This window comes from Afifella sp. YEN Y35, from assembly GCF_047553465.1.
Taxonomy (GTDB): domain Bacteria; phylum Pseudomonadota; class Alphaproteobacteria; order Rhizobiales; family Afifellaceae; genus Afifella; species Afifella aestuarii.
The window spans coordinates 674,387-688,674 of the sequence record NZ_CP180203.1 but is presented as its reverse complement, the minus strand read 5'-3'; the positions used below and the strand labels follow the sequence as shown (position 1 = coordinate 688,674).

15 protein-coding genes are annotated in these 14,288 nt (G+C 62.4%); 7 read left to right on the top strand and 8 right to left on the bottom strand.

What is annotated here, in order from left to right; translation table 11 throughout:
- Positions 1-1,161: a hypothetical protein gene (locus tag ACK8CP_RS03295; protein ID WP_414833339.1), complete on the top strand. Its 1,161-nt coding sequence runs from the start codon at positions 1-3 to the stop codon at positions 1,159-1,161.
- Here the strand turns inward: ACK8CP_RS03295 and ACK8CP_RS03290 are convergent.
- The 3 genes from ACK8CP_RS03290 to ACK8CP_RS03280 all read right to left on the bottom strand — a co-directional run bounded on the left by ACK8CP_RS03290 (position 1,155) and on the right by ACK8CP_RS03280 (position 2,860).
- Positions 1,155-2,072, bottom strand: a complete 918-nt coding sequence (locus ACK8CP_RS03290; protein ID WP_414833338.1) for a diacylglycerol/lipid kinase family protein — start codon at positions 2,070-2,072, stop codon at positions 1,155-1,157. The genes ACK8CP_RS03295 and ACK8CP_RS03290 overlap by 7 nt on opposite strands.
- A 114-nt stretch (positions 2,073-2,186) precedes the next feature.
- Positions 2,187-2,453, bottom strand: coding sequence for a DUF2945 domain-containing protein (locus ACK8CP_RS03285; protein WP_234628375.1), 267 nt, complete (start codon positions 2,451-2,453; stop codon positions 2,187-2,189).
- Positions 2,454-2,455: 2 nt separating this feature from the next.
- Complete coding sequence (locus tag ACK8CP_RS03280) at positions 2,456-2,860, bottom strand: hypothetical protein (protein WP_234628376.1); 405 nt, start codon at positions 2,858-2,860, stop codon at positions 2,456-2,458.
- Positions 2,861-3,029: 169 nt separating this feature from the next.
- Between ACK8CP_RS03280 and ACK8CP_RS03275 the strand changes: the two genes are divergently transcribed.
- From ACK8CP_RS03275 to menA, 6 genes are all read left to right on the top strand, one after another.
- Positions 3,030-3,914 carry a formate/nitrite transporter family protein gene (locus ACK8CP_RS03275; protein ID WP_234628377.1) on the top strand — a complete coding sequence of 295 codons (885 nt, stop codon included), beginning with the start codon at positions 3,030-3,032 and terminating at the stop codon, positions 3,912-3,914.
- A gap of 109 nt (positions 3,915-4,023) precedes the next feature.
- Positions 4,024-4,221, top strand: a complete 198-nt coding sequence (locus ACK8CP_RS03270; protein ID WP_234628378.1) for a CsbD family protein — start codon at positions 4,024-4,026, stop codon at positions 4,219-4,221.
- Between the two features lie 125 nt (positions 4,222-4,346).
- Entirely contained in the window at positions 4,347-5,696 is a 1,350-nt protein-coding gene (locus tag ACK8CP_RS03265) for a UDP-glucose dehydrogenase family protein (protein ID WP_234628379.1), read from the top strand.
- Between the two features lie 22 nt (positions 5,697-5,718).
- Complete coding sequence (cysD, locus tag ACK8CP_RS03260; RefSeq protein ID WP_414833337.1) at positions 5,719-6,621, top strand: sulfate adenylyltransferase subunit CysD; 903 nt, start codon at positions 5,719-5,721, stop codon at positions 6,619-6,621.
- Positions 6,621-8,519, top strand: coding sequence for a sulfate adenylyltransferase subunit CysN (gene cysN, locus ACK8CP_RS03255; protein WP_234628380.1), 1,899 nt, complete (start codon positions 6,621-6,623; stop codon positions 8,517-8,519). Before cysD ends, cysN begins: the two co-directional genes overlap by 1 nt.
- 139 nt (positions 8,520-8,658) lie before the next feature.
- The gene (menA, locus tag ACK8CP_RS03250; RefSeq protein WP_234628381.1) at positions 8,659-9,585 is read left to right on the top strand and encodes a 1,4-dihydroxy-2-naphthoate octaprenyltransferase; all 927 of its coding nucleotides are present in this window, start codon (positions 8,659-8,661) and stop codon (positions 9,583-9,585) included.
- Here menA and ACK8CP_RS03245 read toward each other — a convergent pair.
- From ACK8CP_RS03245 to ACK8CP_RS03225, 5 genes are all read right to left on the bottom strand, one after another.
- Positions 9,572-10,354 carry a metallophosphoesterase family protein gene (locus ACK8CP_RS03245; RefSeq protein ID WP_234628382.1) on the bottom strand — a complete coding sequence of 261 codons (783 nt, stop codon included), beginning with the start codon at positions 10,352-10,354 and terminating at the stop codon, positions 9,572-9,574. The two genes, menA and ACK8CP_RS03245, sit on opposite strands and share 14 nt — an antisense overlap.
- 155 nt (positions 10,355-10,509) lie before the next feature.
- Entirely contained in the window at positions 10,510-10,809 is a 300-nt protein-coding gene (locus ACK8CP_RS03240) for a ferredoxin family protein (protein ID WP_234628383.1), read from the bottom strand.
- Positions 10,806-12,113 carry an FAD-dependent monooxygenase gene (locus ACK8CP_RS03235; RefSeq protein ID WP_234628384.1) on the bottom strand — a complete coding sequence of 436 codons (1,308 nt, stop codon included), beginning with the start codon at positions 12,111-12,113 and terminating at the stop codon, positions 10,806-10,808. The genes ACK8CP_RS03240 and ACK8CP_RS03235 overlap by 4 nt, the downstream gene beginning before the upstream one ends.
- 10 nt (positions 12,114-12,123) lie before the next feature.
- Positions 12,124-13,224, bottom strand: a complete 1,101-nt coding sequence (locus ACK8CP_RS03230; protein WP_414833336.1) for an electron transfer flavoprotein subunit alpha/FixB family protein — start codon at positions 13,222-13,224, stop codon at positions 12,124-12,126.
- 12 nt (positions 13,225-13,236) lie between these two features.
- Positions 13,237-14,091, bottom strand: a complete 855-nt coding sequence (locus ACK8CP_RS03225; RefSeq protein ID WP_128291605.1) for an electron transfer flavoprotein subunit beta/FixA family protein — start codon at positions 14,089-14,091, stop codon at positions 13,237-13,239.
- Between the last annotated feature and the right edge of the window lie 197 nt (positions 14,092-14,288).

Sequence of the window (14,288 nt, the reverse complement as noted above, 5' to 3'; positions counted from 1 at the left end):
ATGAAACGCGACTGGATACGCGACCTGGCGGAGCGCACGGGCTTTCCCAAGATCAGCATCTACCTGCCGATGGAGATGCGCAGCGCCGAAACTCTGCAAAATCCGACGCGCCTCAAAAACGCTCTCGCAGAAGCACGGCGCAACCTGCACGCGGTCGACGAAGGAAAAGACGTCGACGCGCTGTTGCGACCGGCAGAAGAACGGCTGGACGATTTCGACTTCTGGCAGCACCAGGACCAGTCGCTGGCCGTCCTCATCGACGAAAGCGGCGTGCATTGGATCAAGCTGCCGGGCGAAGTCGAAGAGCTCTCGCTCGTCGGCGAGCGCTTTTATCTCCGCCCTCTGATCCGCATCTTCTCATCCGCGGGCCACGGCTACCTTCTGTGCGTCACGCGTGACGACGTACAGCTCTATAAAGTGCGCAAGCACGACCTTCGCCCTGTCGACGTTCCGAACATGCCAAAAAGCCTCGCGAAATTCCGCGGCATGACGGAGTTTGACGGCAATGTCGGCTTCCATTCGAACGCATCCGGCGGCCAGCAAGGCGGATCGGCCGGCATACCGCAATACCATTCGCTCGGGCCGAGCCCGGACGATTACAACGAGGTCGAGCTTGACGAATATCTGGGGCAGATCGCCAAGGCCGTCGATCACAAGCTGGGAGGTGCAGGCGCGCCTCTGGTGATCGCCGCCGAACCGCGCACCCTGGGCCACCTGCAGAACAAGCTCCACTACAAAGGCGTCTCGGAGGAGAACCTCAAGGTCGATCCAGCCTCCAAGAGCGAGCCGGAATTGCACCAGGCCTCCTGGTCCTTGATGCAGCAGGAAGTCGAGGGCGATCGACGTGATGCACTGGAGCGTCTCAAGGCACGCCTCAAGGACAAAAGCTCCAACGGCGCGCTACGCGACATCAACGAGATCGCTCGTGCGTCGATCGAGGGGCGGCTGGAAGCGGTCTTCATCGCCCGCTCGGCCCATCTGTGGGGAACCTACAATTCCGACGAACACGCCGTGCACGTGGTCGATGAACCGGGTCCCGAACAGTCCGATCTCATTGATTTCGTCGCGGTGAGAGCGCTCCAGGCAGGCGGCTCGATCTACAGCATGGAAGGCGAGACGGCCGAAAGCCTCGGCCCTGTCGCAGCGCTGACCCGCTACTGAGCCGCGGAATCCTTCGCGACATGTCCCGCGGGCGCCAGCACGGTCAGCCCGCGGGGATATTGCCGGATTTTGAGCGGCGGTCTGAGCGTCACCACTTCCCCGTCGACGGAGGCTCGCGCTTCGGAGCGCTGCATGGAAATCGTAACGGCCTGAGACCGTCGCATCGACAGAATCGGATTGTCGCTCATACGCCCGAGCGCGAAAGCCGCTGCGAGTTCCAAGAGGTCGGTCCATTTGCGCGAGGTGGCGAAATAGATGCCGAGCGTCTCGGCGCAGGGATCATCGGCATAAGGCAGATGCCCGTCCCCAAGAGGTCCGTTGCTGACCACGAGGGCCGCGGTTTCAAGGTCGATCTCCTCATCGGCAAGGGAGAGACGCGCGCGAATGATCGGTGGCCGCCGCAACGCAAGGCGGAGAGCCTTGGCGCTCGCCATGAGCTTGCCGAAACGCGATCCGTAATCGAGTTCCTGGCGCAGCCGGATCATCTTCGGATGCAGCCCGAGCGTGACATGGTGGACGAAGAGCCGCCCGTTCACATCCGCGATATCGACGCGAGAGACTTCACCCTCAGCGAGCACCCTCGCCGCCTCATACATGTCGAGCGGAACGCCCAGGGCGCGGGCGAAAAGGTTCATCGTGCCGAGCGGCAAGATGCCCAGTACTTTGCCGTTCTGGTAGGCTTGTGAGGCGGCAAACGACACGCTGCCGTCCCCGCCGCCGATGATCACCGTGTCATAAGCGTCGTCGGCAAAAGCGGCCTCGATGGCGGCAATCGCCTCCTTGCCCGCCTTCCAGTGAAGGGTCACGTCGTGCCCGGCCTGCCGGAAAATATCCGCGATCTGTTCGCCTGCAGACGGCTCGCACGTGCGCAAGGTCCCGGAATCGCTGTTGAGAACGAGAGCCAGGCGCATAGCCGCACTCGAGGGTCCGGGCTGTTCGGACGCCTCGGCGGAGTCTCTTTCATTCCCGATCATTGCGACGCTCGCCCCCAACGCCAGCGCCTGGTGAGACGCTCAAATTGTCTCTCAGCGAAGGCCGCTCAGTTCGCAATGCGACTTCATCACCCGGCTCTCGTCGTCCTGCTCGATCAGGTAGGCCGGGTTCTCGGCATCCGCATTGCGCACGATTTCATGGCCTTCCAGGCTGCGCACGACGGGACGCGTGAAGACTTCCACGATCCGGCCTCGGCTGGTCCAGCCACCGAACCGCCACTCAACGCTCTCACCCTTGCGATAGGTTTGCGCCATTTTCTTCTTCAAAACCTCTTTCGTCTCCGCCGGCATGGCGGTCATCTTCACTCGCGTTCTGCGCCTTCTTCCTTGACCGAGTCTTGCGCCCGCTCCAAAATTTCATCCGGCTGATCTAGCCGGTCTTCCGGAGCAAAGCCAAAACCCTCTGGATCTCCAGTTTCGACAGACGAGACCGGAGAGGTTCCCCAAAGAGACTTAAGCAGATCTCGGCCGTAGGCGATGACGCCGTCGACATCGTGGGAAACATCCATGGACCGGCGTGCCTCGAGTTCATCGAGCGCTCCGCGAAGCGCTTCGCGGCGCTCCTCGACCGTTCCACGCGCAGAATGCGCAAGTGCATCGAGATCGTCCGTGGTGATCGGCTGGGCCAGGCCCGGCTCGTCCGCATCCCCGCCGACGTCGTAGTCCGACGAGAACGGCACTCCAGGCCCATCGAGACGGTTTATCATTTCGTCCTCCATGACCAGTGAATGTCCCCGAAGGCTGGTGAGTTCCCACACCGGATAGCGCGGCCCTTCGCTCGTGGTGGATTGGCCACGCCACCTTGAAGCGCGCTCTTGCAGCGCAATCTTGATCCACCGGTGACGGGATTATGGCGAGAAGCGGAATCGAGCGAAGATGAACGAGATTCAAAGCGACAGGCAGGCGAGACGCAGCGAGGAACGCGAGCACAGAGGGGCCGAGCGCGCCCAGGATTCGCGTGGCCTCACCCAGCGTGAAGCCAAGACCGTCGAGAAGAGACTTCGCCTGTCTGTGCCCGCAATCTACGAAGTGGTGCGGCAGGAAGGCGAGGAGGAGATGCAGCGCCCCACCTCCTCTCTCTGGTGGTCGGGCATCGCGGCGGGGCTGTCGATCGGTTTCTCGCTCGTGGCGGAGGCGGCCCTGCGCTACCACCTGCCCGACGCTCCCTGGCGTCCGCTGATCGACAACTTCGGCTATTGCGTCGGCTTCCTGCTCGTCATCCTGGCGCGCCAGCAACTCTTCACCGAAAACACCATCGCTCCGATCCTGCCGCTCGCAGCGGAGTTCACACGCAAAAATGTTCTGTGTGTCTTGCGGCTATGGAGCGTCGTCTTCGTCGCCAACATGGTCGGAACGCTGGGTGTCGCGCTCTTCAATGCAGCTCTTCCCGGAACTCATCCCGAAGTCTTCCAGGCAATGCTGGAGATCAGCCAGGAGATGATGGACAAGAGCTGGTTCATGATGTTCGTGCGCGCCATCGGGGCCGGCTTTCTGATCGCGGCGATCGTGTGGATCCTGCCGAGCGCGTCCGGAAGCGAGTTCCTCGTGATCGTGCTTTTCACCTATATCATCGCAATCGCCGAGTTCACTCACATTATTGCCGGTAGCGTCGAGGCATTCCTGCTCGTTGCGCATGGAGATATCAGCATCTTCACAATGTTATGGCACTTCACTGTGCCCGTATTAATTGGCAACATCCTGGGCGGTACAGCGCTTTTCGCTCTCCTTGCCTACGCGCAGGTAAAAGAGGAAATCAAATAGCGATCCTTCATTAGCCGGGGTATGAAATTTTCTTCACCAACGGCGGGCGCCGGGAACCGCGCGACATCGATCCTCGTTTTCCTGTCATCGAAATCAACAGGAGAAAGTCATGAATTGGGACCGTGTTCAGGGCAACTGGAAACAGTTTAAAGGCAACGCTCAGGCTCAGTGGGGCAAGCTCACGGATGACGAGCTCGACCAAGTCGAGGGCAACCGCGAGGTACTCGCCGGCAAGATCCAGGAACGCTATGGCGTCGCCAAGGATCAGGCCGAGCGTGAAATCGACGACTGGCTCGCCCGTCACTGAGACGGTCGAGGTATAGGACAAACAAGTCCGGGGCCGGCTTCGTGCCGGCCCTTTTTGTGTCTTTCTCGCAATTGCAATAACCGCCTCGACGTGGCTTAAGAGTCGCGTTCGCGAGGAAGACCGCCATGCGCATCACGATGATTGGGACCGGCTATGTGGGCTTGGTCTCCGGTGTCTGCTTTTCCGAGTTTGGCTTCGACGTCACCTGCGTCGACAAAGACCAGGCAAAGATCGCGGCTCTGCAACGGGGCGACGTGCCGATCTATGAACCCGGCCTCGCAGAGCTGATGGTCAAAAACGCCAGCCGGCTGACCTTCACCACCGACCTTCCGGGTGCTGTCGAGAACGCCGACGTCATCTTCATCGCGGTCGGCACACCGACCCGCCGAGGCGACGGCGAGGCCGACCTCTCCTATGTCTATGCTGCGGCTCGCGAAGTCGGCGAAGCCATGCGCTCCGGCTCCGTCGTGGTCATCAAATCGACGGTCGTCGTGGGGACCTGCCGCGAAGTCCGACGCATCATCGAAGAGACGGCCCCGGACAAGGAATTCTCCATCGCCTCCAATCCGGAATTCCTCCGCGAAGGTGCGGCGATCGAGGATTTTCTCCGCCCGGACCGTGTTGTCGTGGGCGTGGAAGACGAGCGCGGCGAGCAAATCTTGAAGGCGCTTTATCGCCCACTCAACTTGCGCCAGACGCCGATCGTCTTCACCAGCCTTGAGAACGCGGAGATCACGAAATACGCAGCGAACGCGTTCCTCGCGATGAAGATCAGCTTCATCAACGAGATCGCCGATCTTTGCGAAACCGTCGGCGGCAACGTGCAGGACATCGCCCGCGGCATTGGTCTCGACAATCGTATCGGACCGAAATTCCTGCATCCGGGGCCGGGCTATGGCGGCTCCTGCTTTCCAAAGGACACGCGGGCGCTGGCTGCCACCGCGCGCCGTCTTGGCAGTCCGATCCGGCTGGTCGAAACCACGATCGCCGTCAACGAGGAGCGCATGCGCTCGATCCCCGAACGGGTGATCGCCGCACATGGCGGCAGCGTCGAGGGCAAGACGATCGCCGTGCTCGGCATCGCCTTCAAGCCCAACACCGATGATATCCGCGAGGCTCCGAGCCTGACCGCCATTCCCGCGCTGCAGGCCGCGGGAGCCACCATTCGCGCCCACGATCCCCAGGCGGCCGAGGCGGCAAAACCGCTGCTTCCGGGCGTGACCTGGTGTGCTTCACCCTATGCCGCCGCAGAAGGGGCCGACGGCCTCGTCATCATGACGGAGTGGAACGAGTACCGTGCCCTTAATCTCGCCACGCTTTCGCGGACGATGCGGGGCGATGTGTTAATCGATCTGCGAAACATCTATCCGCCCGAAGAAGTGGCACCTCACGCCTTCAACTATCACAGCGTTGGCCGCAAACCGCGGGTTGCCGAGCCCAAGAGCCCGGCACGTCCGCGTCTTGTATCCTCCTGAGATTTCTCGAACTGTAAGACCCATGTCCGCAAATCTGTCCCACCTTGACCGGTTGGAAGCAGAAAGCCTGCACATTTTCAGGGAAGTGGCAGCCGAATGCCGCAACCCGGTGATGCTTTATTCGATCGGCAAGGATTCGTCGGTCATGCTGCATCTCGCGCGCAAGGCCTTCCATCCGGCTCCGCCTCCCTTCCCGCTTCTGCATGTCGACACGACCTGGAAGTTTCGTGACATGTACGCCTTCCGCAACCGAATGGCGGCCGAGGCGGGCATGGAGCTCATCGTCCATGTCAATCAGGAAGGCGTCGCCGCCGGCCTCAACCCGTTCGACCATGGCGCCAATTACACGCGCGTCATGAAGACGGAGGGTTTGAAGCAGGCGCTCGACAGGCATCATTTCGATGCAGCCTTCGGCGGCGCCCGCCGTGACGAGGAAAAGTCACGCGCCAAGGAGCGGATCTTCTCCTTCCGCTCCAAGAGCCATGGCTGGGATCCGCGCAATCAGCGCCCGGAGATCTGGCGGCTCTACAACACCCTCATCCATGAGGGCGAATCGATGCGCGTCTTCCCGCTCTCCAATTGGACCGAGCTCGATATCTGGACCTATATCGAGCGCGAGAACATTCCGCTCGTGCCGCTTTACTTTGCGGCCGAAAGGCCGGTCGTGAAGCGCGACGATCAATGGATCATGGTCGATGACGAGCGCATGCGGCTGATGCCGGGCGAAGTCCCGCAACAGCGGCTCATCCGTTTCCGCACGCTCGGATGCTATCCCCTGACCGGCGCCGTGGAATCGTCGGCAACCACACTTGCCGAAGTGGTCAGGGAGACCATGGGCGCGACCCAGTCGGAGCGCGGCGGCCGTGCCATCGACCGGGAGGCCTCGGCTTCCATGGAGCGCAAGAAGCGGGAAGGCTATTTCTGATGGATACCGCCCACACCAATCCCGCGAGCTTGCAGACGCTCGCCGGCGCGCTTGCCGCGCCCGACACACTGCGCGTCCTGACCTGCGGCTCCGTCGATGACGGCAAGTCGACCCTGATCGGTCGCCTCCTTTACGATTCCAAACTGCTCTTGCAGGACCAGATCGCCGATCTGGAGCGCGACAGCCGCCGCCACGGCACGACCGGCGGCGACATCGACTTTGCGCTTCTCGTCGACGGGCTCGAGGCCGAGCGCGAACAAGGCATCACGATCGACGTCGCCTGGCGTTTCTTTGCGACACCACGCCGGCGTTTCATCATCGCCGACACGCCGGGCCACGAGCAGTACACCCGCAACATGGCGACCGGCGCATCGACCGCCGAGCTCGCCATTCTCCTGGTCGACGCCGAAAAAGGCCTGTCGCGACAGACACGCCGCCATGCCCTGATCTGCTCGCTGATGGGCATCAAGCAGGTCGTGCTGGCCGTCAACAAGATGGATCTCGTCGGCTACGATGAAGCCGTTTTCGAGAAGATCGCGGCAGATTTCGCAGCTTTTGCCGAGCGGACGCGCATCGAAAGCGTCACGCCGATCCCGCTCTCGGCCCGCGAAGGCGACAACGTCACGGGCCCGAGCCCCCGCCTCCCCTGGTGGAAGGGTCCGGCGCTCCTGCCGTTCCTGGAAGAAGCGCCGTCGGCTCCGGGCCTCGTCGAAACGCCGTTGCGCTTTCCGGTGCAATGGGTGTGCCGGCCCGATCATACCTTCCGCGGCTATGCGGGCACGATCTCATCCGGGCGCATCGCCGTTGGCGATGAAGTCGTGGTGGCTGCCTCCGGCAAAAAGAGCCGCGTGACGGCGATCGACATCGGCGAGAATTCACTCGAGGAGGCCGTCGCCGGCCAGTCGATCATGCTACGGCTTGCCGACGAGGTCGATATCGCCCGCGGCGACGTTCTGGTGCCGGCGGAAAATCGGCCGGAAGTGACCGATCAAATCGCCGCCCATCTCGTTTGGATGGCGGAGGAGCCGCTTCTGCCGGGCCGGCCTTATTGGCTGAAAGCCGCCAACCGCATGGTCTCGGCGCAGGTGAGCGAACTGAAGCATCACCTCTCCGTCGACACGCTTGAAGAGACGGCCGGCAAGGTCCTGGAATTGAACGAGATCGGGTTTGCCAACCTGTCGCTGGCGCATCCGATTGCATTCGATCCGTACGGCGAGAACCGCGAAACCGGCGGCTTCATCCTGATCGATCGGTTCACCCATTCGACGGTCGCCGCAGGCATGGTCGATTTCTCGCTGAGACGTGCCGCCAACATCCATTGGCAGTCGCTCGACGTCGACCGCAATGCCCGGGCGCGTCTCAAGAACCAGAAGCCGACGGTGTTGTGGTTCACCGGCCTCTCCGGCGCCGGCAAGTCGACCGTCGCCAATTGGGTCGAAAAGAAACTCTATGCGGCCGGCCGGCACACGATCACGCTCGACGGCGACAATGTCCGCCATGGTCTCAACCGCGATCTCGGTTTCACCGATGCCGACCGCGTGGAAAACATCCGCCGCGTCGCCGAGACGGCAAAACTGATGACGGACGCAGGCCTTATCGTGCTCGTCTCCTTCATCTCGCCCTTCCGCTCCGAACGGCAGATGGCGCGTCAGTTGATGATGGAGGGCGAATTCGTCGAGGTCTTCGTCGACACGCCTCTCGACATTGCCGAAAAGCGCGACCCGAAGGGGCTCTACGCAAAGGCGCGGGCCGGGCAGCTGAAGAATTTCACGGGCATCGATTCGCCCTACCAGGTGCCGGAAAACGCCGAAATCACCGTCGACACGACCTCGGCTTCCCCGGAAGAACTGGCCGACGAGATCATCGCTTACCTGCGCCAGAACGGCCGATTGAGCTGAACGGAGACTGCGGCGGCGCTCCAAAGGGCCGCACCCTGAAGGACAGAAAGAGCCGTTGACCCTAGTGTCAACGGCTCGTTACACCGGGCCAATCTTGCAATACAAATACCATCGGCGCCGCCCACAGCTCGGCGACAGCATGATGGTTATGGTCGATGCGATGACCCCGGAAAAACCGTCTCCTTTCGCCATCTGGTGGTATGCCATCCGTCCGCGCACGCTGGCGCTCTCCGTCTCGCCGGTCGTCGCCGGCCTGACGCTGGCATGGGCCGAGAACGGCGATTTTCACGTTCTTCTGGCGCTGGTGACCCTGATCTCGGCCGTGGCCATCCAGATCGGCACCAATCTCAACAACGACGCCGTCGACGCTTTGAACGGGACAGACGATTCCGGCCGCATCGGCCCGCCTCGGGTCACGCAAAAGGGATGGGCGACGGCGCGCGAGGTCTTCCACGCCACGCATCTCGCCTTTTTCATCGCAGCCCTCGGCGGCCTTTATCTCATCCAGGCCGGTGGCATTCCGATCCTCATCGTCGGCATCCTGTCGTTGATCGCAGGGTACGCCTATTCGTCCGGACCCTGGCCGATCTCGCGCAGCCCCTGGGGCGAAGCCTTCGTCATCACCTTCTTCGGTCTCGTGGCCGTCGACGGGACCTTCTATCTGCAGACGGGTTTCATCGACTTCCCCGCCATCCTTCTCGGACTGGCGATCGGATTGCCGGCAGCCGCCGTTCTCCTCGTCAACAACACGCGCGACCGCGAAACCGACACGCTGGCTGGCCGCCAGACGCTCGCGATCCGCGTCGGGCCTCTCGGTGCCGGACGCCTTTACGGCCGTCTGCTCGCCGCAAGCTTTGTGATGATCACCCTTCTGGCCCTCGTCGGCGAACACCTGACAGGCGCTCTCCTCGGCCTCGTCTGCATTCCGCTTGCCTGGAAGGCTCACGTGGCTTTCCGCAATGCGACGACGCCCGCCGATTTCAACGGCTGTCTCGGACAGACCGCCTCGGTTCAGGCCGCGCTCTGTCTCACCGTCAGCCTTGGTCTGATCTTCACCGCCGCCTGACCGCTTCGGGCTCTGCCACATCCTGCGTCTGCAGAAAGCGCCGCTCGTCCCCTTCCAGAACGAGGCAGGTCAGCCGGCCGGAGGCAAAGGCGCGCGTATCGATATCGATGCGGTTGGGGCGAATGTCGACCTCGTCGCGAGGTGTGTGCCCATGCACGACACAGAAGCCGAAATCTCGTCCGCTTGAGAGAAACGGCTCGCGGATCCACACCAGATCCTCCTCCCGCTGCGCCCGCATCGGGCGCCTGGGATCGATCCCGGCATGAACGAAGAAATAATCGCCGACGCTCTCACTGAGAGCGAGCGAACGTAAAAACTGTTCGAAGCCACCGCTCAGCGCCTGCAGCAAAGCCTGATGGCAGGTGACGAGCGAGCGCTGATCTCCGCCCGAAGGAGGCGCAACGCCGAACGACCGCAACGTCGCCGATCCGCCCTGCCCGCACCAATAGGGCAGCATGCTCGGATCGGAGAGAACCTCGAGAAGCACCGCCTCATGGTTGCCCTTGAGGCAGACGCGGCGGTCGCAGAGCTTTTCGCCCGCGAACAGATATTCCAGGACCGCGCGGGAATTGGGTCCGCGATCGATGTAATCGCCGAGAAAGATCTCGACGCTCTCTTCCGGAGGGGACGCCGCGAGATCGGCTTTGATCTGCTCTTGAAGATCGAGAAGCAGATCGAACCGCCCGTGAATGTCGCCGATCGCATAGACGCGGCATCCGTCTGGGACGGCGTGTTGCGGGTCAGTGCGTGCTGCGGAGAAAAAGGCCATGCCCGCGATATAGGGTGAGGGTCCGCAAAATCAGCCGCCCCACCCTCTCGGGCTCCGCTCGTGTCAGCGCCGCGCGCAGAAAAGATAGGCAGGCTGCATGTCCGGCCGAAGCCCCCTGGCACCGTCCATGACAGCCTGCCCGGCCGAGGCGAGCCTCAGCCGAACTTGAACAGGACGCCGAAACCGCCGCGCGGATAATTCCACTCGATGTCGTGCGTATCGGCGCACACGATGCGGCAGGTGCCGCATTCCATGCAGCCGTCGGGCGTCACCTCGACCTGCCCCTTGTCGTTGAGGGCATAGCAGCCCGCCGGGCAGATCTTCGTCAGCGCCAGAAGCGCCTGAGACGGCACCTCATGCGGGCGGATCTTGACGTGCGGACGGCCCGCATCCACCACGTACCGGTTGTAGTACAGCTTCTCTTCAACCTTCACGCCATCTGTCTCCGTGCTCATCGCCAGGCCCTCGCCAGTTTGAACGCGTCACCAATCATGCCCCTCAACGTCCGCGCCTGGCGGAACGAGGAGACGATCGCTTTCTCTTTCGCCTTCTTGTCCAGCCCGTCGACGCGGAACCATGTCTGCGCCGCCTTGCTCAAGAGACGCGGATAGAGGCCGAAGAGTGTTTCCTTGTTGCCGTGCAGGAAGGCAGGGATCTTGCGATATTTGCGCATATCCTTGAGGACGAAGGTCTTCTCCAGCCGCTCCTGATATTCGGCGAGATTGGTTTTCGACATCTCCTTGCGCATGCGGTGCAACCGCACGACGGTTTCCGCGGCAACGCGGCCCGTCGTCATCGCAAGGTTGGAACCCTCGCGGTGGACGGCATTCACGAAATGCCCGGCATCGCCCACCATCAGCCAGCCATCGCCGAAGAGCGAAGGGATGGCGTTGTAGCCGCCTTCCGGGATGAGATGGGCGGCATATTCCTTCACCTCCGAGCCCGCCAGAAGCGGCGCGATCGCCGGATGCGACTTGAACCTCTCCAGGAGTTCGTAGGGCTTTGCGCCCGTCTCTTTGAAATCGGAGACGAGGCAGCCGATGCCCACGGAGATCGATTCCTCGTTCGTATAGAGGAAGGCGGTCCCGGTCATGCCGAGCGTCACGCTGCCCATCGCCTCGATGACGACGCCTTCGTCGCCCTTGAGGTTGAACCGGCTTTCGATCACGTCGCGCGGCAGGAAGTGCATTTCTTTGACCGCAAGCGCCACGGTGTCCGGCTTCAGCTCATCGCGCAGCCCCGAACGCTGGCCAACGAGGCCGTTGACGCCTTCCGCAAGGATGACGACATCGGCCATCACCGCACCATCCTCGCGGTCGGTCTGCACGCCGATCACCTTGCCCGACGTGTTGCGAATGAGCTCCTTGACCGTCGTCTCATAAAGGACGGTCGCGCCGGCATCGCGGACCTTCTGGCTGAACCATTTGTCGAACTGCGCGCGGATGATCGTGTAGCGGTTCGGCTTCTCTTCGTTGAACTCTTCCGAGCGGTAATGCATGCCGGTGTAAGACGCGTCGTCGAGCATCCACAGACGCTGTTCGATGACATGCCGCTCGAGTGGCGCATCCTCGCGAAAGTTCGGGATGAGCTTTTCGAGCGCGTCGGAATAGAGGATCGCGCCCTGAACATTCTTGGAGCCGGCATATTCCCCGCGCTCCAGCTGCAGGACGTTCAATCCCTCCTTCGCCAGGGTGTAGGCGGCGGCGTTGCCCGAGGGCCCTGCACCAACAACGATCGCATCGAAACGCTGTTCGACCATGGCTGCCTCCTTAGCCTGCCAGGCGGTTGACGGAGAGGTGTTTTGCGAATGCCCGCGTCAGCGCCGGAAGCACTTCCAGGGCATCGGCCACCACGCCGAGATGAGCAAAATCGAAAATAGGAGCATTCGGGTCGCTGTTGATGGCGACGATGAGATCCGCGCCTTCCACACCGACACGGTGTTGGATCGCGCCCGAAATGCCGGCGGCGATGTAAAGCTTCGGCCGGATGGTTTTGCCGGTCTGACCGATCTGGCGCTCGGCCGGCACCCACCCCTTCTGCACGAGCGGCCGTGAGCAGCCGTATTCGGCGCCGAGGACTTCGGCGAGATCCTTCACCAGCTGAAAATTCTCAGCCGAGCGAAGCCCGAGCCCGCCGGCCACGACGATGTCGGCGAAGGCGAGCTGCACCTTGTTGGAATCACGGTCGGCGACGAAGCGCAAAACCTTGGTGACGACATCGTCCTCCGCCATGTTGAGCGGATGCTCGATCAGGCGTCCCGTGCGTCCCGGCTCGCGTTTCGGCATGGCCATGACGCGCGGCCGCACGGTCGCCATCTGCGGGCGGAAATTCAGCGTATAGATCGTGCACAGCAACGAGCCGCCGAAGGTCGGGCGCGTCGCCGCGAGCGAACGATCGTCGTCGATCGCGAGCTCCGTGCAATCGGCCGTCAGCCCCGTTGCGAGCGTCGTCGCCACAGAGCCCGCGAGGTCGCGGCCAAGCGTCGTCGCCCCGAGCAGCAGGATCTCCGGCTTGTAGGTGTTGACGAGATCCGTCAGACACTTCGTGTAGGTCTCGTTGCGGTAATGCGCGAGCATCGGATCGGCGACCTGATAGAGGACGTCGGCACCGTGCTCGTAGACTTCGGCTGCCGCCGCCTCGAGCTCGCTCTTGTCGCCGCCGAGAAGAACGCCGGCGAGCTCCACGTCGAGCTTCTCGGCAAGCTTTCTCCCCTCTCCCAGAAGCTCCAGCGACACGGGATGCACGTGCCCGTGCTCGTATTCGATGAAGACCCAGACATGCCGGTAGGCTTTGAAATGCTCCGGCAGTTCCTTCTTCATGCCGGCCCGACCGCCTGCGGGGCGGGCTTGCTGCTTTGGCGCGTTTGCCATCGGCTTTGCCTCCTACTGCCCGGCCGCGAAATTCATCAGATCGTCTTCGATCGTCTGATGCCGGCTGAAAATCTCGTTCATGAGCGTGTCCGCGATCTCGTCAGGGCCCTTGCCGCTGACGGGAAGCTGCTCGGCTTTCTCTTCGCGCGGCGTCGGCGCGAAGACGCGCTTGACGACCGTCGGCGAGCCGCGCAGGCCGCATTTGGTGACGTCCTCGATGCCGATATCCGCGGCGTTCCACACCGTCACATCGGCCTTGGCCGCCGAGAGCGCGGCCGAAAGCGAGCCGCGCCGCATCTCGTTGGTGCCTTCGAGCATGGTGATGAGAACGGGAAGCTTGGTCTGCAGAACCTGCACACCCCCTTCCGCACGCCGCTCGACCTCGATCGTGCCGCCCTCGCGGTCGATCGGCCCGATCTTCGCGACATAGGTGAGCTGATTGAGGTTGAGGCGCGTCGCAATTCCCGGCCCCACCTGAGCCGTGTCCCCATCGATCGTCTGCTTGCCGGTGAACACGATCGAGGGCGCGCCCCAGACCTCGCCGATCTTCTTGATCGCCTGCGACAGGGAAAAACTCGTCGCCAGAGTGTCGGAGCCCGCAAAGAAGCGATCCGTCAGGAGCACCGCGCGATCGGCCCCGAAAGTCAGCGCCTTGCGCAGCGAATCCTCGGCCATCGGCGGACCCATGGACAGAACGGTCACCTCTCCGCCGGACTTGTCGCGCAGCCGCAACGCCTCTTCGAGCGCGAAAAGATCGTAAGGGTTGATGATGGTCGGCACACCCTGGCGCATGATGGTGTTGGTGACCGGATGAACGCGGATCTGGGCGCTGTCCGGAACCTGCTTGATACACACGACGATCTGCATCGTTCCTGCCTTCCTCATGCGCACCGGAGCCAGCTTGCGTCTGGTGGCCGGTGCCGAATTCAAGACCTCATCAGGTCTTTCGCAAGCAGCGTGCCAATCTCAGAAATCATGTAAGCATCTGAAATTAATATGTTTTCATAGATTGTCGGGTTTGCGCGACACGGCCAAAAGCGGACGGCAGCTGTCGCAAACCCGAC